Below are 20,399 nucleotides of genomic sequence, written 5' to 3'. Positions count from 1 at the left end.
TATTTGTCGTGCTCGTCGAAATAGATCCGCACCGGAACGCGCTGCACCACCTTAACGAAATTGCCGGTGGCGTTCTGCGGCGGGAGGATCGCGAATTGCGCGCCGGTGCCTGGCGAGAGCGAGCCGATCGTGCCCTTGAACACGTGGTTCGGGAAGGCGTCGACCTCGAGCGTGACGGACTGCCCTTCGGTGACGTGGGTGAGGTCGCTCTCCTTCGGATTGGCATCGACCCAGGGGTGCGCGACATCGATGATGGAGAAGACGGGCGTGCCGGCGGTGACATAGCGGCCGAGCTGAATCTGCTCGACCTGGGTCGCGACGCCATCCATCGGCGCGCGCAGGACCGTGTGATCGAGGTTGCGCTCGGCATCCTCCAGCTTCGCCTTAGCCTGGGCATAGGGCGGAAACTGCTCTAGTGGCAGTTCGGGGTTACCAAGCAATTGCGTCCTGGCATTGGAGAGCTGCTGCTTGATGAACTGCACCTGTGCGCTCGCGGTCACCATCGCATTGGCCGCATTGTCGAGGTCGAGCTGGGACCCGAAATTGCTTTTGACCAGTTGCTGTTTGCGTTCGACATCCCGCTGTTTCAGGTCGACGCCCTGCTGGGCAAGATCAAGCATCTGGCCATAGATCTTCACGTTCTCGACCAGATTGTCGTAGTTCGTCTTCGCCTGAGCGAGCTGCGCCTTAGCCTCGTCTACTGCGAGGCGAAACGGCACGGCGTCGATCTCGAACAGCTCGTCACCCTGCTTCACGGTCTGGCCTTCCTTAACCAGCACCTTGATGATCTTGCCGGAGATGTCGGGTGTAATCAGCACCTTCTGGGCGCCGACATAGGCATCGTCGGTGCCGACATAACGTCCGCCGTGCAGGTAAAACGCCAGTCCGCCGAGTGCGGCAGCAATGGGCAGCACCACCAACAGAAGGGGACGGCGATAACGGCGCAGACCCGCTATCATACGGCGGCGCGGTTCGGCAGCGACCTTCCTATTCGCGCCTACTTTGTTGATGGTCGTCCCATCAAGGCGATCTGCCGAGAACTTGGCGTATCGCGGAAGGTGGTTCGCAAGGTCATTCGTTCTCAAGCGACGGAGTTCCGCTACGAGCGAGACGCAGCCGCTCCCGAAGATGGATGCCTGGAGTGCCGAGCTTGATCGGTTACTGGCAAGGAATGAGAGCAAGGCGGCGCGGGAACGGCTGACGCTGATCCAGCTATTCGAGGAGCTCCGCGGCCTGGGTTATGCCGGCGGCTATGATGCGGTTCGTCGATACGCCCGACGGTGGAGCAAGGAACGCGGCACCTCGACAGCGTCGGCTTATGTGCCGCTGAGCTTTGCACCAGGCGAAGCCTACCGGTTCGACTGGAGCCACGAGGTCGTCCTGCTGAGCGGCACCACGGTGATGGTGAAGGCCGTCCATGTCCGGCTCTGTCACAGCCGCATGCTGTTCGTGCGGGCCTATCCGCGCGAGACGCAGGAGATGGTGTTCGACGCCCACGACCGGGCGTTCGCCCTGTTCAAAGGCACCTGCACCCGCGGCATCTATGACAACATGAAGACCGCCGTGGAGACGATCTTCGTCGGTAAAGGGCGTCTCTAGAATCGCCGCTTCCTGCAGATGTGCAGCCACTATCTGGTCGATCCGGTCGCCTGCACGCCAGCGTCGGGCTGGGAGAAGGGGCAGGTCGAGAACCAGGTCGGGCTGGTGCGAGAACGCTTCTTCACGCCGCGGCTGCGGTTCAAAAACCTTGCGCATTTCGCAAAAACGGGACAGTGGTTTCGCTAACTGCCGGACAGTAGTTTCGCTAAATCGCGGACAGCGTGGCGGCGCTGGTTTTTGGTTGCCTGGTTGTTGAGTCAATTGGTATTCGTTTCGCTGTTTTCAGCGTCGGTCAAGGGGCGCGTGGCTTTTTTCCTTCGCATGCTGTCGCCTTCAAGGGCGATGCGGTGGGCATTGTGGATGATGCGGTCGAGGATGGCGTCGGCGACGGTGGGCTCACCGAACACGTCAGAGTACCCCTATTCTCGAGCGGGTCGTGTCTCACGTCACGATCACTGACCCGCATCATTTTCTGTTCGGGCACCGGCTTGAGGTGCTGAAGGAGCGGTCGGGGCGCGGTCCCGCCTATGTCGTTGTCGCGCTGCCGGACGGCCGGCCGCGGGCGGTTCGCATCGCGTCGACGGATCTTGCCGAGACGATAGATTCTGGCCCGAACGCCGCCGATCTGCCGCGCATCAGCGCACGTACGCTGATCCCATTGATGCAACATTTGAGCGCGAGTCTGAGCCTTCTTGACGAGAAGGTGATTCGCGATGACCCACCCACCGCTTCCAGGTCGCGTTGCGTATCGACCCATGCCGACGTTGGCAAATCCACCCGGCCGTCCGACGGACGATATTCCTCCCCTGTGGCCGAATCTGTCGACCGCGACGCAAACCCAGATCGCTCAAATCCTCGCCACGCTGCTGCGGCGGATGCAAGCGGCTCCCGGCACGCCCGGAAGGGAACTGGGTCGTGCTGATCAACTTAAACGTCGCTGACGAGCGGCTCACGACTGCGCACAGAGCGAAGTTGGCCTATGTCTACGTGCGGCAGTCATCCGTGAACCAGGTGCGCCAGCATCAGGAGAGCACGGAGCTGCAGTACCGCCTCGTCGATCGCGCCATCGGTCTGGGCTGGCCGCCGGAGCGCGTCCAGGTCATTGACGAGGATCTGGGCAAATCCGGTGCTGGCGGTGTGGATCGTCATGGCTTCCAGAAGCTCTTTGCCGAGATCGGTCTTGGCAACGCCGGTCTTGTGGTGAGCCTCGACGCTTCTCGCTTGGCCCGCAACAACCGGGACTGGCATCAGTTGCTCGAACTGTGCTCGGTGTTTGGTGTGCTCATTGCGGGTGGCGAGCGGCTTTACGATCCGCGCGCCTACCACGACCGCCTGCTGTTGGGCTTGTCCGGCATAATGAGCGAGGCGGAGTTGCATCAGCTTCGGATGCGCCTTCACCAAGGGGAACGCCAGAAGGCGGCGCGGGGCGAACTGCGGCTGCCCCTGCCAGCCGGGCTCGCCTATGATCGCGCCGGAACGATTATTCTCAATCCTGATGAGGAGGTGCAGGCCCGCCTTCATCTCGTTTTTGCCAAATTCCAGGAACTGCAAAGCGCCCGCCGTGTGATGCGGTACTTGGACCGGAACGGATTGTCGTTGCCGGTTCGGCCGCTGCTTGGACCAGCTCCACACGAGACCGTCTGGCGTATGCCAGATAGTGCACGCGTCCTTAGTATCCTTCAAAATCCAGCTTATGCTGGGGGGTATGTTTATGGCCGCCGGCAAAAGGATCCGAGCCGATGCCAGCCGGGATCGCTGACGGGAACGGTCAAGGTGGCGATCGCCGACTCGGCGGTTTGCCTCCGCGCTGCTCACCCGGGTTATATCAACTGGGAGGAGTTCATGGCCAACCAGCGGCGACTGGCAGATAACGTCGCGCATTTTGAGGCAGGACACGCTGGCGTGCCGCGCAAGGGGGCAGCCCTGTTACAAGGAATTGCGATCTGCGGCCGTTGCGGCGGCGCATGAGCATGCGCTACACTGGCCTGAATGCCGACTATCCGGTCTATTGCTGCCGGTCGGATCGGGATCAGGAAGGCAGTGCACTGTGCCAGGAAGTCCGGGCCTTAGCGGTTGACGCCTTGGTCCAGCGGGTGGTCCTCGACGCCCTGGTGCCGGATCAGATTGAGATCGCACTCGCGGCGGCGAGCCAACTGGAGCAGGACAGCCGCCAGCTCGAGCGCCAATGGGCGCTTCGCGTAGAGCGCGCCCGCTACGAGGCCGAGCGCGCTCGACGTCAGTATGACGCCGTAGAGCCCGAGAACCGTCTCGTGGCGCGCTCACTTGAGCGGGCTTGGGAAGAGAAGCTGCGTGCCGTCGAGGCGGTCGAGCAGGAACATGCGCGTTGGCGTGGGCAAGAGCCGCTTCTGATTGGCCCGGTGGAACGCGCAGGGCTACAAGCACTCGGCGAGAACCTGCCGCAGATTTGGAACGCGGCCACCACGTCGGCAGCCGATCGCAAGCGCATTCTGCGATTTGTCATCCGCGAAGTCGTTCTTGATCAGAAGCGGATCCGAGGTCAGGTGTGGCTCAAAATCGTCTGGCAGACCGGCGCAACCAGCGAGCATCACGTGCAACGGCGCGTTCACACCTACCGCAATTACATCGACATTGATGGGTTGCGGCAGCGGATCGTCGAGTTGAATGCTGAACACAAAATGGACGCCGAGATCGCGATAATACTCAATCAAGAAGGCTTCGTCGCGGCCCGAGGCTGCGCCTTCAAAGGCGATAACGTCTGGCTGTTGCGCACCCGCTGGGGCATCCCCACCGTCAAGATCAACTGCGTGGACCAGAATCCCATGCGCTGGCCCGACGGCAGCTTCTCGATTCAGGGGGCAGCGGCTGAGCTTGGATTAACCCCGCAAACAGTGTTCGATTATCTTGCGCGCGGATTGCTGGTAGGTCGTCAGTTAGTCAAAGGTCAGCCATGGCAGATCGAGCTCTCAGACGAACAAATCAGTCAGCTGCGCAATCGGGTACGACGCACCAAGCATTCGAAGAAGGAGGCATCATGAAGTCATCGGCTCGGCAATGACGTCGTGCCATTGCGACACGGGGACCTGACTTGTGATCAACAAGGATCCCTTGTCGTAGCGATCATCGACAATCTCGAGCAGATCGCGGTGCTGGTCGGCGGTGAGCGGTTCGGGTCCCCAGTCATCAAGGATGAGGAGATTGACGCGTTCCAGGGCGGCGATCAGGCGCGCCAGACGGCCTTCGCCGCGCGCCTGGGCGAGATCGGCGAACAGGCGGGATGTTCGCTTGTAAAGGACGGAGAAGCCGTCGCGGCAGGCCTTGTTGCCGAGCGCACAGGCAAGCCAGGACTTGCCGGTGCCGGTTGGGCCGACGATGACCAGGTGGTTGGCCTCACGGACCCATTGGCAGGTGGCGAGGGTTTGGAAGAGCGAACGGTCAAGGCCGCGAGCGGTGCGATAGTCGACGTTCTCGATGGCGGCGACTTGACGGAGCTTGGCACTGGTCAAGCGGCGCGTGAGGCGGCGGTTGTCGCGGGCGGTGACCTCGCGATCGACGAGGAGGCCGAGCCAATGGGCGTGCGGCATCCCGGCCGCCTCTGGGTTGTTCTGCAGTTCGGCGAGGGTATCGGCCATGGCGGCGAGGCCGAGGGAGCGCAAGCGATCGACGGTGGGATGAATAAGCATGCTGATCTCTCCTGATCAATTGTAGTAACTGCGGCCACGGATGTTGGCGTGGAAGAGGATGGGCGCCTCCTCGGCGGGAGGCGCGGTTCTGTCGGTGCCGTTCTTGAGGATGGCGGCGACCGATTTGTACGAACGGGCGTTGAGCAGGAGGGCCCGGGCGCAGGCGGCGTCGACGCGTTCCTGGCCGTAGCGCTTGACCAGCCCGAGAATGCCGATAGCCGAGCGGAAGCCCTGTTCCGGATGCGGCCGCGACCGCAGGATGACATCGATCAGGGTGTCGGCGTCGGGGCCGACCTTGGCGGCTTCGGAACGAATACGCTCATGGGTCCAGTCGCGATAGCGGCGATGCGAGCTCGGCATATGCTCGGAAATCGTGGTCGGGCGATGCGGTAAGGTGCTGCGCAGATGCGAGGCCACGCGCTTGCCATGGAGGAATATCTCGACGGTCTTTTGGGTGATCCGAGCCTCGACCTCCTGATGTACGAGGCTGTGAGGGACGCTGTAGTAATGTTTGGCGATCTCAACGTGATAATCGAGGTTGACCCGGCAGCGCTTCCACTCGGCATACTCGTACGGTTCATCTGGCAAGGGGGTAAGCGCCGGGCGATCGAGCTCTTCGAACAGGTCGCGCCGGCTTCGTCCCCAGCTCCGGAGCGGTCGATTGTTGAGATCGACGAGCAGCGCGTGGATCGCCTCGTTGAGGGCGGCAAGCGAGAAGAAGCGGCGGTTGCGCAGGCGCGCCAGAATCCATCGCCCGACGATTTGGACCCCGACTTCGACCTTGGCTTTGTCGCGCCGCCGATACGGCCGTGCCGGTACGATAGCGGTGCGGTAATGGCGGGCGAGATCGGCATAGGTCCGGTTGACCATCGGCTCGTGAAAGCAGGCCCGGGTGACGCCGGCCTTGAGATTGTCGCTCACCGTCTGCCGGGCCACGCCGCCGAAATAGGCAAATACCCGAACGTGCGAGGCGATCCAGCCCGGCAGGCCCTGGCTGAGACTGGCCTCGGCGTAGGTGTAGTTCGAGGCGCCGAGCACGGCGACGAAGATCTGCGCGCTGCGCACCTCACCGGTGAGCCCGTCAACCACCTCCATGGTGTGGCCGGAATAGTCGACGAACAGCTTCTCGCCGGCGACATGAACCTGGCGCAGGGTTGGCTTGAGACGGCCGGCCCATTCCCTGTAGCGTTCGCAACCACGCATAGCTGAAGCTGTCGGAGTTTGCGTCGCAATACTCCTCTCACAAGAGCATCAGCGTGACGTTCGGGCGCCGCAGCTCGCGATGCACAAGCGCCCAGTCCGGATGCGGACGCTCGTCGCTGGGCCGATCGGACGGCGGCGGAAACAGGCGATTCTCGAGCCGGACGTCGTCATCGAGCTCCGGCGGCAACGGCCAGGTCAGGTCAGCGCGGCGGGCTTGGTTCACGTATTTGCTGACCGTGCCCTGGGCCAGGCCGAGGCTGCGGGCAACGGCGCGTTGCGACATGCCGACGCTGTAGTGCAGGCGTAGAACTTCGCGAATGTGGCGCATGGACAGTCTCTCGGTCGGCATCTCGATCCTCTGCGGTTAGGCAAAAGACCCAAGCTACCCGGGTTGCAGACTGTCAGCGGTGCGCGCCTCCTGATTGCCCCTGATCGCGATCGCTGGAAATAGCGATCACGATCGCCTGGAATCGGTGATCACGATCGGCTGGAACACGCACCACGGCATCGTCGCGACTGTGTGGGCGAGTTGATTCAGATCGACGGCTCTGAACACTGGTGGTTCGAGGATCGCGGCCCACATTGCACCCTGCTCGTCTTCATCGATGATGCGACCTATAGCGCGACAATCAGGATGAGAGCGGCGCGTCAATCAAGATGAGACGAGGCGGCCGAGTCAGGAGATAATTGACGCTGGCCGTCGACTTGGCAAGCGTTAATTGACGCTGCGCGACAATCAAGCGGCGCTGCCAGCGTCAATCAAAGTCTTGTCGAGTTCGTTTGGGGTAGTGTGAACAGGCGGCCGGCCTGGACCGCGCTTGCGATCGAGGGCAACTTTTCGACGGTAACTTTCGACGTTCATCTCGAGGATCGTGGCGTGGTGGACCAAACGATCGATGGCAGCCAACGTCATTGCTTGGTCCGGGAAGATACGCCCCCATTCGCCAAATGGCTGATTAGCCGTGATCAGCAGCGCGCGTCGTTCGTAGCGGGCGGCGATCAACTCGAACAACACACTGGTTTCCGCCTGATCCTTGCTCACATATGTGATGTCGTCGAGGATCAGGAGGTCATAGCGATCGAGTTTGGCGATCGCGGACTCCAGCGCCAGCTCGCGCCGCGCGACCTGCAGCCGTTGCACCAGATCAGTGGTGCGCGCGAAGAGAACGCGCCAACCGTTCTCGACGAGAGCCAGGCCGATCGCCGCGCCGAGATGGGTCTTGCCGCCGCCCGGTGGACCGAACAAGAGCAAATTGGCGCCGGCCTTCAACCAGGCGTCGCCGGCGGCGAGCGCCATCGCCTGTGCCTTTGATAGCATCGGCACGCTTTCGAAGTCGAAGGTGGCGAGCGTCTTGCCGGCTGGCAAACGCGCTTCCACCATGTGTCGCTCGATCCGACGGCGGGTGCGATCGGCGGCCTCGTGCTCGGCAAGGGCGGCGAGGAAGCGGGCGGCAGGCCACCCTTCCTTGTCCGACTGTGCGGCGAGCTTCGGCCAGATCGCCTTGACGCCCGGCAGGCGGAGCTCATTGAGAAGCAGCTCGACACGTGCAGCATCGACGGAGATAGCGATACCGGTCATGCTGCCTCTCCCAGGTTCGAGCGGCCCGACATGAGGCTGACGGAGGCGAGTTCATCGTAGACGTCGAGCGACGCCAGCTTGACCGCGACACGCGGGATCGAGGCCGCCTCGGGTCGGAAGCGGTCGCGCAACGCGGCAAGATCGGGTAACTGTCCGGCGTCCAGATCCATCGCGATCGCCTCGGCGAGTTCTGCTTCGCAGGCGCGCTCGTGAGCCAGCGCCAGAAGCTCGACCGTCACCTTGCAGGCGCGCCGGTCATCACCATGCTCCCGCAAGGTCTCGAACAGACGTTTGTAAGCTGCACGCGGGAAGAGTTGGTCGCGATAAACGAGATTGAGGAGCGCCATCGGCTTGCGCCGCAGGGCATGGATGACGTGCCGGTAATCCACGACATGACCGCCCTGGCTCTCGGACACAGGTCGACCGCGCCGCAGCGTCACGACCGGCGTGACGCCAAGGAAGCATTCGAGCCGGTCGTCGAAGATGCGCACACGCAGGCGATGGCCGATCAATCTTGAAGGCACGGTGTAGAACACGCGCCGCAGGATGAAGCCGCCTGACGACGTCACCGGGATCACTTTCTCCTCGAAGTCGGTCGTGCGGCCTTTTGGCAGCGGCGCCAATGCCTCCTTCTCGAGCGCGATCGGCTTGGTGAGGTTGGCGTTGCGCCGGCCGACAATCTCGTCGACAAAAGCCCGGTACGCATCGAGACTGGCGAAGTCGCGCGTCCCTCGCAGCAACAGCGCATCTTCCAGTGCCCGCTTGAGATGGCCGTGCGCGCTCTCGATCGAGCCATTCTCATGTGCGATGCCCGCATTGTTGCGCGTTGACGCCATGCCATAGTGGCCCATCAGCCCGGCGTAGCGCTGCGTCAGATCCTCCCGTGCGTCGGCGGCCAGATTGCGGAACGCTGCCGACAGGCTGTCGCTGCGATGCTCCCGCGGCACGCCGCCAAGCGCCCACAGCGCGTTCTGCAAGCCCTCCGCCAGGGCGACGAAGCTTTCGCCGCCGAGCACGACATGGGCATGCTCGAAGCCGGAGAACGCCAACCGGAAGTGATAGAGCCGGTGATCGAGCGGCTCACCCGCGATGGTAATACCGAGCGCGCTCACGTCGGTGAAGTCGGACAGACCCAGGCGGCCGGGCTCGTGCTGCTGGCGGAAGATCACGTCCTGTTCGGGGCCGTTGAGCGCCCGCCAGGCGTTGATGCGCCGCTCCAGCGTGCGGCGGATGTTCGGGTTCAGGTCATGATGCCGTCGGCGCAGCTCGTCCAGCACGCCGATCACGCGGATGCCGGGCGCAGCCTTCAGGATCGGAACGATCTCGGCCTCCCAATACTGCGCGAGCGGATCGGACCGGCGCCGGCCCCTCGGCGTCTTCTTCTGCGATGGCGGGCGACAATCGCCCTCGATTCGATACGCGCTTGCCTTCGAGAACCCCGCCTTGGCCGCGGCGGCCTCGGGGGGCAGTGTCTGTCGGTAGGTCATGTACAGCCTCATCTGGTGGTCGGTGATGTGAAGGCCAGGCAAGGCGTCGATTCCCTCTTGTCGAGACGAATCAACAACTTGCACCAGCCGCACCCGACCGCCAGACGGGTCCAAAAACGCGCGACGCCGATGGGGACGGTCCTCCGGTCGGGCTACGCCCTCCCTTCGGTCCGCCCCCATCGGCGCAGTCTCACCTTGATTGTCGCTGGAGTCTCACCCTGATCGCCGCCGCGCAGCGACCAGTCGTTTGATGCACTTGCGCTTTGCAGAGCCCCTTGCTCGCGCCCTTGGCCCGATCAATCGGGCCCCTCACATCCGATCACTGACTCGCCGACGCGCGGCGACCACAGGCGCGCCTTCTCGGCAGCCGCACTGGCTGCACTATCCCCATAGCGCCCACAACTCCGCGGCTTCGTTCAATCCGGCTTCTATGAGGTCGCAGGCTACGACAGAGCGCGCGGCTGGCCTTTGCCCGGCGACCTCACAGAACCCTCAAGAGTCCTAGCGCGTCCAATCTGTGATTCACTGCGTCGCATGGATGCCGATCGCGACGCTGCTCCGGGCGACGTTACCGCCCCGAAGGCGGCGCTGGCAGCCGAGCGCGCGAGGGGTTTGGAAGTAGCTGCCGAGCTCGCTGTCGCTCGTGCGAAAGCGTCGGAAGACGAGGCGCTGATCGCACAGCAGAAGCTGCAGATCGCCAAGCTAAAGCATCAGATCTATGGGCAACGGGCGGAGCGTTCTTCGCGCCTGATCGAGCAGTTGGCGCTGACGTTCGAAGAGCTGGAAGCAAACGCCACCGAGGACGAGCTTGCGGCCGAGCGGGCCGTGGCCAAGATGACGACGGTGCGCGGATTTACACGTAAGCGCCCCGAGCGTCAGACCTTCCCTGAGCATCTGCCACGGGAACGGGTGGTGATTGATCCGCCGACAGCTTGTGATGCTGCGGCAGCAACCGTCTGCGCAAGCTCGGGGAAGACGTCACGCGGACGCTGGAAGTGGTGCCGCGCCAGTGGAAGGTAATCGAGACGGTCTGGGAGAACTGCCGCGCCAGGCGAGCTTCCAGCTCCACACGTTGGCATTCGCCGCCGCCGGAGTTCCTTCCAGGCAAAGGCATCGTCGATGTTGTCGTGCGCAGCCAAGGGCCGGTGAAGATCCTTGTCGTTGAACGGCTCCTTGGCAAAACGGCGATTATAGTCCGCCATGAACGCCGGCAGGAACGCGTTGCCGGCCTCGATGGTCGAGATTCCGGCCAGCCGCATCTCCTTGACCAGGCGGTCCTGCAGTGTGCCGTTGGCTCGTTCCACGCGCCCCTTGGCCTGTGGGACATTGGCACAAATGATATCGATGTTGAGCTCGTGCAGCGCGCGGCCGAACTGCGTCATCCCGTCGCCGCCGGTGGCGCCGACCTTGTTGACCCGGAACGTTGCGTGCTTGTCTGAGTAGAACGCAATGGGCTGCCGTAGCGCTTCAGATAGGCGGTCGTCGCCGTAAGTAGTCAAAGGTCGACTCCGTCTCGACAAATTGCAGATGCATCAATCGGCTGGTGGCGTCGTCGATGAAGACGAGCAGGGTGCATTGCGGGCCGCGGTTCTCAAACCACCAGTGTTCGGAGCCGTCGATCTGGACCAACTCGCCAACGCAATCGCGGCGATGCCGCGGCTGGTGCACCGGCTTCAACCGCTGCCGGCGGTCCTTCTAAATCCCGTCCACCAGCATCCAGCGCCGCACCGTCTCAACGCCGAAATGCAAGCCATGCCGCTCCGCCCGCTTCTCTGCAGCAAGCGTCAGCCGGAGTGCCTGCCGCGATGTGAGCCGAAGCAGTTGCGCTGCCTCTCGCAATGTATCCGTTCCGCCACAACATCCCGCAACACATGCACCCGGTCGATCTCAGCCCGGCTCATCGACAGCACCGTCATCACTCAAAACCCCCAGGCCCATGCCTTAGACAAGTCCGATCGTGACATCTCTAGCACTACTTTGGCAGAATGTTGATTTTGTCGCGTTTTATAGGATTCCCGAATCGATTTTTCAATGATCATGGGTGGTCAGCTCTTGAAGGGCTGACCATGGCGGGATGGGAAGACGAACTCGAACGCTGGCTGATGCCGTTTCTTGGACCGGCTGGGTCATAAGACCCGGCAGCGGATGTGTCCTCTGTATGTCGCGGGATTGATTGGTCCTGGCGATCGCAAGAGCGTTCAGCCAATGGCAGAGCGCCTTGCCACGGGCAACTACGATTAGTTGCACCATTTCATTGCGGAGGTGTCTGGGAGGCGACGCCGCTGGAGACAGAGCTGCTCAATCAGGCGGACCGACTTGTCGGCGGCAGGGATGCGGTGCGGGTTATTGATGACACCTCACTGCCGAAGAAGGGTGAACGCTCGGTTGGTGTTGCTGCTCAATACGCGTCGGCTCTCGGCAAAACGGCAAATTGCCAAACGCTGGTGTCTTTGACGCTTGCGCGCGGCGAAGTGCCAGTGATGGTCGCGTTACGTCTGTTTCTGCCTGACAGTTGGACAAACGACGTGTCTCGTTTGAAACGCGCTCGCGTGCCAGTCGAACACCGAACGCCAGGAGATTGCTTTGGCCGAGATTGACCGCGCGATGGCAGCCAACGTGCGCTTTGGATGTGTGCTGGCGGATGCAGGATACGGGCTCAGCGCACCGTTTCGACAAGGGCTAACAGAGCGCGGGCTCGCGTGGGCTGTCGGTATCCCCCGGCACCTGAAAGTGTATCCGGTCGATGTGAAGCTCATTTGGCCGCTTACCAAAGTCCGCGGGAAACCACGAAAGCACCACGTACCCGATATCTTATCGATTGCGGCAGAACAAATGCTGGCCAGCGCCAAATGGAAAACCGTGAGTTGGCGCAGCGGAACGAGCTCGATTTGCAGCTCTCCGTGTCCGCGCCGCCGACGGCCCTCCTCAGCGGATTTGGGATAAGGGTCAGCAGCATCTCCCGGGCGACGAAGCCTGGCTCATTGGCGAGCAACGTGCCTCAGGGGAGAAGAAATACTATCTTGCCAATCTTCCTGCGGCGACGGATATGCGCACACTGGCCGCCACCATCAAAGGCAAGATGGATTTGTGAGCAGGCCCATCAGCAGTTGAAGGAGGAGCTTGGACTTGATCACTTCGAAGGGCGATCTTGGCAGGGTCTTCATCGCCACGCGCTGATGACAATGATTGCCTACGCCTTCCTGCAACATTGTCGCCTCGCACACGCGGAGCGGAAAAAAAGAATCAACGGTCCTCCGCCTCAACCAACCAGCCCGCCATACGTCACGCCATCGTCGATCTCATCCTATCCTTGAAAAACACTGGCGAAAACACATTCTGCCAAAGTAGTGCTAATGGGGAGGATGGTGACCTTTCTAATGAGCGTCTACATCCGTGATTCGCATAATATTGATTATGGAATACTTTTGCAACTCTTGGAATGTGGCCGCAGAGGACTTAGGATTACTTTGATATACTTGCACTAGCATTTTGTCCAGATCGGGCAGCTTGCAGCGTGTCGCATGCTGGCTCCAGGCACGGAAAGTGCCGCTGGACGTAACCACGGCGGGTTTTGCGCCTGAGCCAGGACTCAAGAGCCTCGACGGCCTGCACCTGACCATCGAATAGATCGAGCCGCCGTCGACCGCGCCCACCGAGACGGCCCCATTCACGCACCAATGCGGTATCGCCAAAGAGCGTCGGCTCGATCGTGAGCACATAGAACCGCGCCATGTTACGGGCCGGATCGCGACGCTCGAGCACGAGATATTGCACGGTGAGTTCGGACATGCGCCAGAATCGCAATTACCGAATCGAGCGTCCAATTAAATAAATGAATCGATCCGCGCCAACGATTCAGAAAATTTATGCAGGCAACGAGACAGTCGAGGTCAGGCTAGGGATAGGCGGCTGAGCTAAAGCCCGCAAGCTGGCGCACTCCCTGGAGATGTCGTCTGAACAAGTCGGCCCGCGCGCGCTCGACGGAGATCCCCTCGTCCGACCTCAGGCATTGCGCAAGACTTCCTCGAGTTGCGCGACGAGCTTCGCCCGTTGCGCGGAAGGAAGTTTGTCCAGATTGATCTGCTTCCAGCGCACCGCCGGCAGGTCCGCCGCGCCAGGGACGCCCAGCAGGCTCCAATCCGGCTCGCCGCGCTTGAATCTCATGAGGAAATCCTTGTGCGCTTGTGGCATTTTTCCGGCGATTTCGGCGATTAGCGTCTCCCGAGCTTCGAGCAACTCGTCCAAGGTTACTTCGTCGGCGGTCATGCCCTCGAAGCCGTGCGTGAATTCGTGCTGGATGTCCTTGCGACGAGGAACCACGACCTCGGAAATCGGCCTGTCATGGCTGATGAGGTAGACGATGAACGCCTTGCGGAGATCGTCTGTGATGCCTTCGTTGGCGAGCAGATCGCGGACATCGAAGAGGTCACGCGGATGCTGCCGGTCGAGCGCCGCGACGAGCTTGCCGGCGTATAGATCGGCGAACGAACGACTTTCATCTGTACGAAGCCGAACGTTTCTTCGACGCTCGGCGAGACGTCGCGCAGCTCTGGCTCGAAGACGCTGCCCCTGATCACCGGCGTGACCTCAATCTTGATCTGCGCATCACCTTTCTGGACGGTAAGCTTGGTGACGATCTTTTCACGGGCGTTGACGACTTCCGTCACCCGTGAGCCCGGCAATCCTTTCCTGATGGCCGCTGCCATGCGCTTCATCGCCGCATCGATCGCAGCAAGAGATTCGGGGCGCGGAGCCACCGGCAGATAGGTCAGGTCGATATCGACTGATAAGCGTGGCATATCGCGGTGGAAGAGATTGATGGCGGTGCCGCCCTTGAGCGCAAAATCGGGCTCCGACGCGACGAACGGGATCGTCTCGATCAACAAGACCACTTGATGCCGGTACTTTTCAGACAGGGGCATTGAGGTCGTCTGGGATGGTTATGAGGTATTTGGTGTCGAGTTTGCCGCCCTTGACGAGCATGCGCTTTCCCGTGCCGAGATTGACTTTCGACGTGTCGATCTGTTTGAGCCAGGCGTGTTGATGTCGCTCTGCGAACCAGAAGAACAGTCGTTTGACCTTGATGCTTTTGCAGTCGTTCAGAAGCGTTTGCAGCCGCCGGGGACTTAGGCTCCTCAATCCTTCCGCCAATGCATCGACTTGGTGGAAGCTTTCGTGGCGGGGCAATTCGTCGAGCAGTTCGAGGAACGCACGTTCGGGAGTCGATACCATGAGAGGCCAGTCGGATGGTCCCGGTATTTCCCGTGTCGTCCCCGACTTTGATCCGGGCGTGCTCCCGTGCGTTTTGAATAGACTTTGCGTGCGGTGAACACGGAATTTCTGTTTGAGCGGAAGTTTGCCGAGCCAGCCGGGAGCAGGCAGCGTTCCGTATAGATGTACGGTCGAAGGACCGGTTTGGCTCAGGTAGTGACTGAAGCCTTGCGCTTCGATGGCGGTACGTCCGCCGACGACGAGGTCGGAGCCGAGCAGCCGCTGGAGTGACACGACGACGCCCTGCCAGGAGAGTTCGCCGAGCGGACGCTTGAAGGTTCCCCGCGCCGGCTGAACCAGCCAGCCGGCCGATACGTATTGGCTGCGCAGGCTGGTGGAATATCCATGTCGTTCCATCCAGGCGGCATCGACCAGAAGTCCCTTGCGAGGCATGTCATTCGGCCCTTTAATTGCGGATTGTTGTCAATCACCTTTTGAACTTTCCGACGGCACGACGGTAGCGCTCGCGCTGTCGGAGCTGGTCAGGGTTGCGGAGACGGCGCGAGCGCGGCTGATGCGTACTTTGCCGGCCAAGCATTGGATCGCCCTGGCTGGTTATGTCTTCACTGGGGTCACGGTCCTTTCCGAGGTCGCGCAGCGCCTCATGATGATGTCCGGGTCGGACGCCTCAACGTTTGCAGCGGAGTACGGTCGAGCCGCCACCAGCCGAATGAACGAGGTCGCCTCAACACCGTCCCAGCGGGACATCGCCAGTCCGGCAGACCGGACCAGGAACTTGCGAGCAAATATCAGACTGGCTGCGGCTGCCCCCAGTCGAAGGATGTGCCATCGACCCAGATGCAGTGAAGGATGACTGCGATCTTTCGGGCGACGGCGACCTTTGCCTTCCTCATGCCGATCCGCTTGGCGAGCTTCATGCCCCAGGCCTTAAGGGAAGACCACTTCTTTGTCCGATAGAGAAGTACGGTGGCGGCCTCAAACAAGTAGGTTCGGAGAAGCCGGTCGCCCCATCGAGATATCTTGCCGTTGATGTCAGTTTCGCCAGATTGGTTGCGCCGAGGTGTAAGGCCGAGGTAGGCACCGACTGTCAACGCCGATCGGAAGCGCAATGGGTCATCGATCGTATGGCGGAAAGTCAAGGCGGTCACCACGCCGACACCGGGAACGGTCATTAGGCGGCGCGTCGTCTCGTCCGCCTTCGCCAACTGGCGAACTTCGTCGTCGAACTTGTTCTGCTGATGACAGATATGCTCATGGATCAACAGGAGCGGCGAGATCACGCTAAGGAGTGGATGATTATCGCCCAATAGCTCGCTGACCAGGTTGCGGAACTGCTGGCCGATTGCGCGCGGGAACAGCAAGCCGTATTCTTTGATCAAGCTCCGGACCTGGTTCTCGATGTCTCGGCGCATGGACACAAGCCGGGATCTCGCGACGAGTATCGCGCGGATCTTCTGACTTTCCTTGCTCTTGACCTTGACTTCTCGATACCAACCAACCCGCACCAGTTCGGCCAGACCTCGAGCATCATTCTGATCGCTCTTGTTCATGCGTACGGACAAAGCCGCGTGGGCATGCCGCGCGTCGATGCAAACCACTGGGAGATCGACCCTACGAAGTTCATGCCATAGCCAGCTCGCCATCGCCCCGGTCTCAAATCCGATGCGCTCCGCTTGTGGCGCCCGCTTGCGAAGCAATGCCGCGAGCGCCCCGGGGTCGGACTTTGCCTTTCCTTCGAACAAGATCTGACCCACTTCGTCGACTACACATACTGATGTTTCTTTTTGCGAGACATCCAGCCCAACATATTGCTTCATGGCCCCCTCCGATTCGTGAGATTGCGGGAAGGCTTGAAGATAGCGGACCTTTTGAGCCGCGGGCGCCGACCGCAATTACGACATCGTCTGCAATATTGACCCCCCGTATTGCCGCATCTACGAATGTTACCCTGATGGTGCCATTGCCGATGGCGATCCGATGTCGATTGATTGACCGCGCCAAATGGGCTTTCCGGCTTGCTCGACGAGAGGGGCTGTGGGCGGGTCGGGCCCTTCATAGCCCGAGCCGTCCACAACCCCGGGCAATGGGGCAGCGGTCGTGGCGTCGTCGAGCGGGCCCTGGGCGACCAACCGTTCGGCAGCCCTCCGTCTGAGCGCCCTCAGCAGACGTTGCACAATCGAATGCTGTCTCTTTCCGAACTCCTCGGGATATTTCTCGCGCAGCCGACCGACAATTGCGAGCGCCGTCAGCTGCGGCTGCTCTGCGAGCCAGGCTTCAATCGCAGCAATATGCGGATCGAGCTTGGACGGCATGCGAACTCTGGTCTTATAGGGCCGACGAGTTCGCCGGTGCGTGGCACGCGGCTCGCCGACCGTCGCGGTCTTGCCGAGCGTCTTCGCGAACGACGCCGCGGTCGCTGGCAGGGTGCTAGTGTGAGCGGGTTGCAGGCCGCGCGCCTGTCCGGCACGACGATCGACGCGATTGCCTAGTTCCTCTTGGGTTGCGCGAATCTCCGCCAACAGCGCGACCGGATCGAGCGAGCGATACTGATCGCGCAGCCGTTTCTTCACGGCCGCGGTCACCTTGGGATGCGCCAAGGCACGCTCATAGGGCGTCGATGGGAGATGATAGCGCTTGATCACTTTAGCCCCTTCGCGACGCTTCTCCTTCAGCTTGAACGACGGCTGGAAGAAGTTGACGTAGAGCCGTGCCGCCGCGTAGAGGCGGCCCATCATACGCGCCGTCTCGACGCCATCGAAGCGGCCATAGCCCATGAGGCGGCGGACGACAGCACCATTCTTCTGCTCGACGAACGCTTGATCGTTCTTCTTGTACGCGCGCGAGCGTGTGACTTCGAGTTTCTGTTCGCGACACCATGGCACGACGACATCGTTCATGAAGGCGCTGTCGTTGTCGAAGTCCACGCCGCGCAACAGCCAGGGGAACAGGCTCTGTGCGCGGTTGATCGCCTCGACGACCAGCGAACCTTCCCGCGTCAGCAATGGCAGGCACTCCGTCCAGCCGGTGGCAACATCGACCATGGTCAGGGTCTGGATGAACGAGCCAGCCACCGACGTGCCGCCATGGGCGACCATGTCGACCTCGCAGAAGCCGGGCACCGGGCTGTTCCAGTCATTGAACGTGCGGATGGGGACCTCGCGCCGGATTGCCGAATAGAATCCGGCACGGCGCCGCCTGCCGCCGCTCGCCGCGATCTTCACATCGACGAGCAGGCGATCGATGGTGGCGGCGCTGATAGCCAGGACACGATCACGGTCCGACTGGCTAAGCTGCAATCGGCCATGTTGCTCAAGGGCAGGTAGCAAGGTCGGGATCATCACCTTGAGCCGCTTGCCGCACACCCGATCCGACGCCTCCCACAGCGCCGTCAGCGCGTCCTTGATCGTCGCGCCATATCTGCGTCTTCGCTTTCTTTTTGCCTCGACCTCGCCCGGTCCAACCGTCTCGCGTCGCCGGAGCGCGCGCACCGCATGCTTGCGATGCCAGCCCGTCGTCGCGCACAGCTCGTCGAGGATCCGCCCCTTCTCCGCTCGTTTGGCCGACCGGTAGCGCTCCGTTACCGCCGATACTACCTCGCGCCGCGCGCCCATGCTGATCTTTCCCGCCATAGACGCCACCGAACCAATTCGATGGCACCGACCCAATCATCGGCGAGAAGTTGTCCAGTAACATTCTGGATGAGGCAATGCGCTCTGACGCAATTTTGGTGCAGCTCCGATTATTCTGCGCCGATTAGTCTCGCTTGAAGCAGATCGATCTTGCCGCGGCCGTACATCTGGCGTTTGACGAGCTTGAGGCGCGTGATCTGACCTTCAGTCTGGCCGTTGGACCATGGTGAAGTGATTGCCGCCCGTACCGCCGCCTCATCCTTCGCGACGCCGCTGGCGAACGAGGCGACGAGACTAGCGCGGGCGCGCTCGATCCACGTCATGAGACCCACCTCGATCTTGCGGCGGATCATCATGTGGAATTCGGCAATGATCTCGCGTGCCTCGACCAAGGTTGGCACGCCCGCTTCGATCGCCACGACCGTGACGGTCTCCGCTTTCGTGAGGGAGTCCCGCCCGATTGTCATGAGGCGCGCGATCGTCCTGGCCGACGGGATCCTCTGCAAGTTTTGTGTGTCGGCCCTCTCCGCTCGTCGTCTGCGGGTGGCCCACTCGCTGATGACGCGGAGCGAGCCTCGGAAGCCACGCCCTGTTAAGCGGCGCCACAGTTCAGCTCCATTGCGGCAGCCGGACGCCCACTGCTCGTCCAGCCAAGGCAAGTGCAGATCCAACGAACTTTGCCGGGTTCGGAAGACGTCGTGACGTTCGCCGCGGACCACCTGTCGTACCAGCTTCCTGCTGTGGCCGGTCTGACGCACAATCTGCTTGATAGGTATGCCGTTCTTCGACAATGCTAAGATGGCCGCGTTAGTCTCCTCCCGGCGCAGATAGCCCTCATACTGAAGGCGTTCGGCGGCCGTGAGCAGCTTGGGGTTGATTGTGGTGGCGCCGATGACGGTGCGTATCTGGCGCATCGATTTGCGTACGGCGTCGAGGAAAGCCCGACTGGCGTTCTCCATCAGATGCCAACGATCGGCGACCTGTACTGCATGCGGTAGAGCCTTGGCTGCCGCTTCGCCATATCCGCCGCCACGATCACGGGCGACGATTGCGATCGTGGGATGAGCAGAGAGCCACGCTTGGGCAGTTGCCGGTTCACGATCCGGCAGCAGGGTGACCACCCGGCGCCTTTCCAGGTTGCAGATGATGCTGGCGTATCGGTGATTGCGCCGCCAGGCCCAATCATCAATGCCGATAACCTTGAGCGGGTCAGTTGGAGGACGGCTACGGCGCCGAACTACCCGAAGAAGCGTATCTTTGCTCACCGGCAGCATCAGCCGCTTTGCAAAGCCTGCTGCCGGTCGACCGCCAAGCGCCAGGCCGAGGTGATGGACGATGGAGTCCAGCCTTGCCGTACGTCGCGCCGATGGCGCCAGTACGCCTTCAGCGAAGCGTTCGGTGAAGATTTGGCGCCCGCATAGAACCGCGTCACAGCGAAAGCGGCGGGCGATTACCAAGAGCTGGACGATCCGCCCCGAGAGCGGCAGATCGGTCACGCGGCGTCGATAGCGGCTATGGACACGTCGGGAAACCGTTCCGCAAGATGGACACAGGCCGACGCTTCCGGACGCCCCAACCACAACAATGGCCTTATCACCCTCGTAGTAAGCACTCTCTACAACAAATCCACGCGGCACCAAACTGGAGCGGTGGAGTGCCTGCTGCATGGCGCGATTCTCCTCCTATCAAAGCGCCAGTCGTCCCTCAAACTGCATCAAAAGTGATGGTGTGGAACGGCCCTTCGAACCGGCATCAAAAGTGCCTAACGTGGTCGCGTAGAGAGGCGCCATAAAGGAAGGACCGTTCCATGGAGAAGATTATCACAGTGGGTTTGGATTTGGCCAAGTCGATCTTTCAAGTTCACGGCATTGCCGAAAACGGGAAAGTCTTGGTTCGTCGCACATTGCGGCGATCGCAGGTTCTGCCCTTCTTTCGGAGCCTTCCAGCGTGCTTGGTTGGTATGGAGGCCTGTGCGAGTGCCCATCACTGGGCACGCGAGATAGCGGCG

13 protein-coding genes and 7 pseudogenes are annotated in these 20,399 nt (G+C 61.6%); 7 read left to right on the top strand and 13 right to left on the bottom strand.

Annotated features, from left to right (window positions below):
* Positions 1 to 1,010, bottom strand: a 1,010-nt coding sequence (locus K408_RS39895; RefSeq protein ID WP_051350492.1) for an HlyD family secretion protein, incomplete at its 3' end; no start/stop codon positions are given.
* Here K408_RS39895 and istA (K408_RS39890) point away from each other — a divergent pair.
* Positions 990 to 1,746, top strand: a pseudogene (gene istA / locus K408_RS39890) (IS21 family transposase); the annotation flags it as partial. The gene K408_RS39895 and the pseudogene istA (K408_RS39890) sit on opposite strands and share 21 nt — an antisense overlap.
* 110 nt (positions 1,747 to 1,856) lie before the next feature.
* Here istA (K408_RS39890) and K408_RS0136060 read toward each other — a convergent pair.
* Positions 1,857 to 2,006, bottom strand: coding sequence for an ATP-binding protein (locus K408_RS0136060; RefSeq protein WP_024343431.1), 150 nt, complete (start codon positions 2,004 to 2,006; stop codon positions 1,857 to 1,859).
* A gap of 29 nt (positions 2,007 to 2,035) precedes the next feature.
* Between K408_RS0136060 and K408_RS43065 the strand changes: the two genes are divergently transcribed.
* The 3 genes from K408_RS43065 to K408_RS43200 are packed head-to-tail and all read left to right on the top strand — an operon-like array spanning position 2,036 to position 4,616.
* Complete coding sequence (locus K408_RS43065) at positions 2,036 to 2,521, top strand: hypothetical protein (protein WP_196232451.1); 486 nt, start codon at positions 2,036 to 2,038, stop codon at positions 2,519 to 2,521.
* Positions 2,515 to 3,567 (top strand): recombinase family protein, encoded by a 1,053-nt coding sequence (locus tag K408_RS43205; protein WP_210163736.1) that lies wholly within the window; start codon positions 2,515 to 2,517, stop codon positions 3,565 to 3,567. The genes K408_RS43065 and K408_RS43205 overlap by 7 nt, the downstream gene beginning before the upstream one ends.
* Positions 3,564 to 4,616, top strand: coding sequence for a hypothetical protein (locus K408_RS43200; RefSeq protein ID WP_210163735.1), 1,053 nt, complete (start codon positions 3,564 to 3,566; stop codon positions 4,614 to 4,616). The genes K408_RS43205 and K408_RS43200 overlap by 4 nt, the downstream gene beginning before the upstream one ends.
* Here K408_RS43200 and istB (K408_RS39880) read toward each other — a convergent pair.
* The 4 genes and pseudogenes from istB (K408_RS39880) to istA (K408_RS39870) form a co-directional block, all read right to left on the bottom strand.
* Positions 4,611 to 5,261 carry an IS21-like element helper ATPase IstB gene (gene istB / locus K408_RS39880; RefSeq protein WP_080655024.1) on the bottom strand — a complete coding sequence of 217 codons (651 nt, stop codon included), beginning with the start codon at positions 5,259 to 5,261 and terminating at the stop codon, positions 4,611 to 4,613. The genes K408_RS43200 and istB (K408_RS39880) overlap by 6 nt on opposite strands.
* Positions 5,262 to 5,276: 15 nt before the next feature.
* Positions 5,277 to 6,813: pseudogene (istA, locus tag K408_RS39875) on the bottom strand (IS21 family transposase).
* A 387-nt stretch (positions 6,814 to 7,200) separates the two neighbouring features.
* The gene (istB, locus tag K408_RS0136035; RefSeq protein ID WP_024343430.1) at positions 7,201 to 8,043 is read right to left on the bottom strand and encodes an IS21-like element helper ATPase IstB; all 843 of its coding nucleotides are present in this window, start codon (positions 8,041 to 8,043) and stop codon (positions 7,201 to 7,203) included.
* Positions 8,040 to 9,572, bottom strand: coding sequence for an IS21 family transposase (istA, locus tag K408_RS39870; RefSeq protein WP_024343429.1), 1,533 nt, complete (start codon positions 9,570 to 9,572; stop codon positions 8,040 to 8,042). The genes istB (K408_RS0136035) and istA (K408_RS39870) overlap by 4 nt, the downstream gene beginning before the upstream one ends.
* 492 nt (positions 9,573 to 10,064) lie before the next feature.
* Here istA (K408_RS39870) and K408_RS41705 point away from each other — a divergent pair.
* A pseudogene (locus tag K408_RS41705) lies at positions 10,065 to 10,615 on the top strand (IS66 family transposase); the annotation flags it as partial.
* Positions 10,616 to 10,618: 3 nt separating this feature from the next.
* Here K408_RS41705 and K408_RS43820 read toward each other — a convergent pair.
* Positions 10,619 to 11,446: pseudogene (locus K408_RS43820) on the bottom strand (ISNCY family transposase); the annotation flags it as partial.
* Positions 11,447 to 11,596: 150 nt separating this feature from the next.
* Here K408_RS43820 and K408_RS40820 point away from each other — a divergent pair.
* Positions 11,597 to 12,878, top strand: a pseudogene (locus tag K408_RS40820) (IS701 family transposase).
* 114 nt (positions 12,879 to 12,992) lie between these two features.
* On the opposite strand, the gene K408_RS41700 reads toward K408_RS40820, so the two are convergent.
* From K408_RS41700 to K408_RS0135980, 6 genes and pseudogenes are all read right to left on the bottom strand, one after another.
* Positions 12,993 to 13,319 (bottom strand): WGR domain-containing protein, encoded by a 327-nt coding sequence (locus K408_RS41700; protein ID WP_024343427.1) that lies wholly within the window; start codon positions 13,317 to 13,319, stop codon positions 12,993 to 12,995.
* A gap of 213 nt (positions 13,320 to 13,532) precedes the next feature.
* Positions 13,533 to 14,452: pseudogene (locus tag K408_RS39845) on the bottom strand (nucleotidyl transferase AbiEii/AbiGii toxin family protein).
* Positions 14,439 to 15,194: a type IV toxin-antitoxin system AbiEi family antitoxin gene (locus tag K408_RS0136000; RefSeq protein ID WP_024343426.1), complete on the bottom strand. Its 756-nt coding sequence runs from the start codon at positions 15,192 to 15,194 to the stop codon at positions 14,439 to 14,441. The pseudogene K408_RS39845 and the gene K408_RS0136000 overlap by 14 nt, the downstream one beginning before the upstream one ends.
* A gap of 356 nt (positions 15,195 to 15,550) precedes the next feature.
* Positions 15,551 to 16,579: an IS110 family RNA-guided transposase gene (locus K408_RS0135990; protein ID WP_024343425.1), complete on the bottom strand. Its 1,029-nt coding sequence runs from the start codon at positions 16,577 to 16,579 to the stop codon at positions 15,551 to 15,553.
* A 126-nt stretch (positions 16,580 to 16,705) separates the two neighbouring features.
* Positions 16,706 to 18,373: an integrase catalytic domain-containing protein gene (locus K408_RS0135985; protein ID WP_196232450.1), complete on the bottom strand. Its 1,668-nt coding sequence runs from the start codon at positions 18,371 to 18,373 to the stop codon at positions 16,706 to 16,708.
* Between the two features lie 128 nt (positions 18,374 to 18,501).
* Positions 18,502 to 20,058, bottom strand: coding sequence for an ISL3 family transposase (locus K408_RS0135980; protein WP_028146149.1), 1,557 nt, complete (start codon positions 20,056 to 20,058; stop codon positions 18,502 to 18,504).
* Between the two features lie 140 nt (positions 20,059 to 20,198).
* Between K408_RS0135980 and K408_RS43195 the strand changes: the two are divergent.
* Positions 20,199 to 20,399: pseudogene (locus tag K408_RS43195) on the top strand (IS110 family transposase); the annotation flags it as partial.

Source organism: Bradyrhizobium sp. in8p8 (genome assembly GCF_000426845.1).
GTDB lineage: Bacteria > Pseudomonadota > Alphaproteobacteria > Rhizobiales > Xanthobacteraceae > Bradyrhizobium > Bradyrhizobium japonicum_C.
This window is presented reverse-complemented; position numbering and strand designations above follow the sequence as displayed.

Coding starts and splice junctions, on each gene's coding strand:
- istB (WP_080655024.1), bottom strand. CDS start 5,261: ATGCTTATTCATCCCACCGTCGATCGCTTGCGCTCCCTCGGCCTCGCC.
- K408_RS0135985 (WP_196232450.1), bottom strand. CDS start 18,373: ATGGGCGCGCGGCGCGAGGTAGTATCGGCGGTAACGGAGCGCTACCGG.
- K408_RS43200 (WP_210163735.1), top strand. CDS start 3,564: ATGAGCATGCGCTACACTGGCCTGAATGCCGACTATCCGGTCTATTGC.
- K408_RS0135990 (WP_024343425.1), bottom strand. CDS start 16,579: ATGAAGCAATATGTTGGGCTGGATGTCTCGCAAAAAGAAACATCAGTA.
- K408_RS0135980 (WP_028146149.1), bottom strand. CDS start 20,058: ATGCAGCAGGCACTCCACCGCTCCAGTTTGGTGCCGCGTGGATTTGTT.
- K408_RS41700 (WP_024343427.1), bottom strand. CDS start 13,319: ATGTCCGAACTCACCGTGCAATATCTCGTGCTCGAGCGTCGCGATCCG.
- istB (WP_024343430.1), bottom strand. CDS start 8,043: ATGACCGGTATCGCTATCTCCGTCGATGCTGCACGTGTCGAGCTGCTT.
- K408_RS0136000 (WP_024343426.1), bottom strand. CDS start 15,194: ATGCCTCGCAAGGGACTTCTGGTCGATGCCGCCTGGATGGAACGACAT.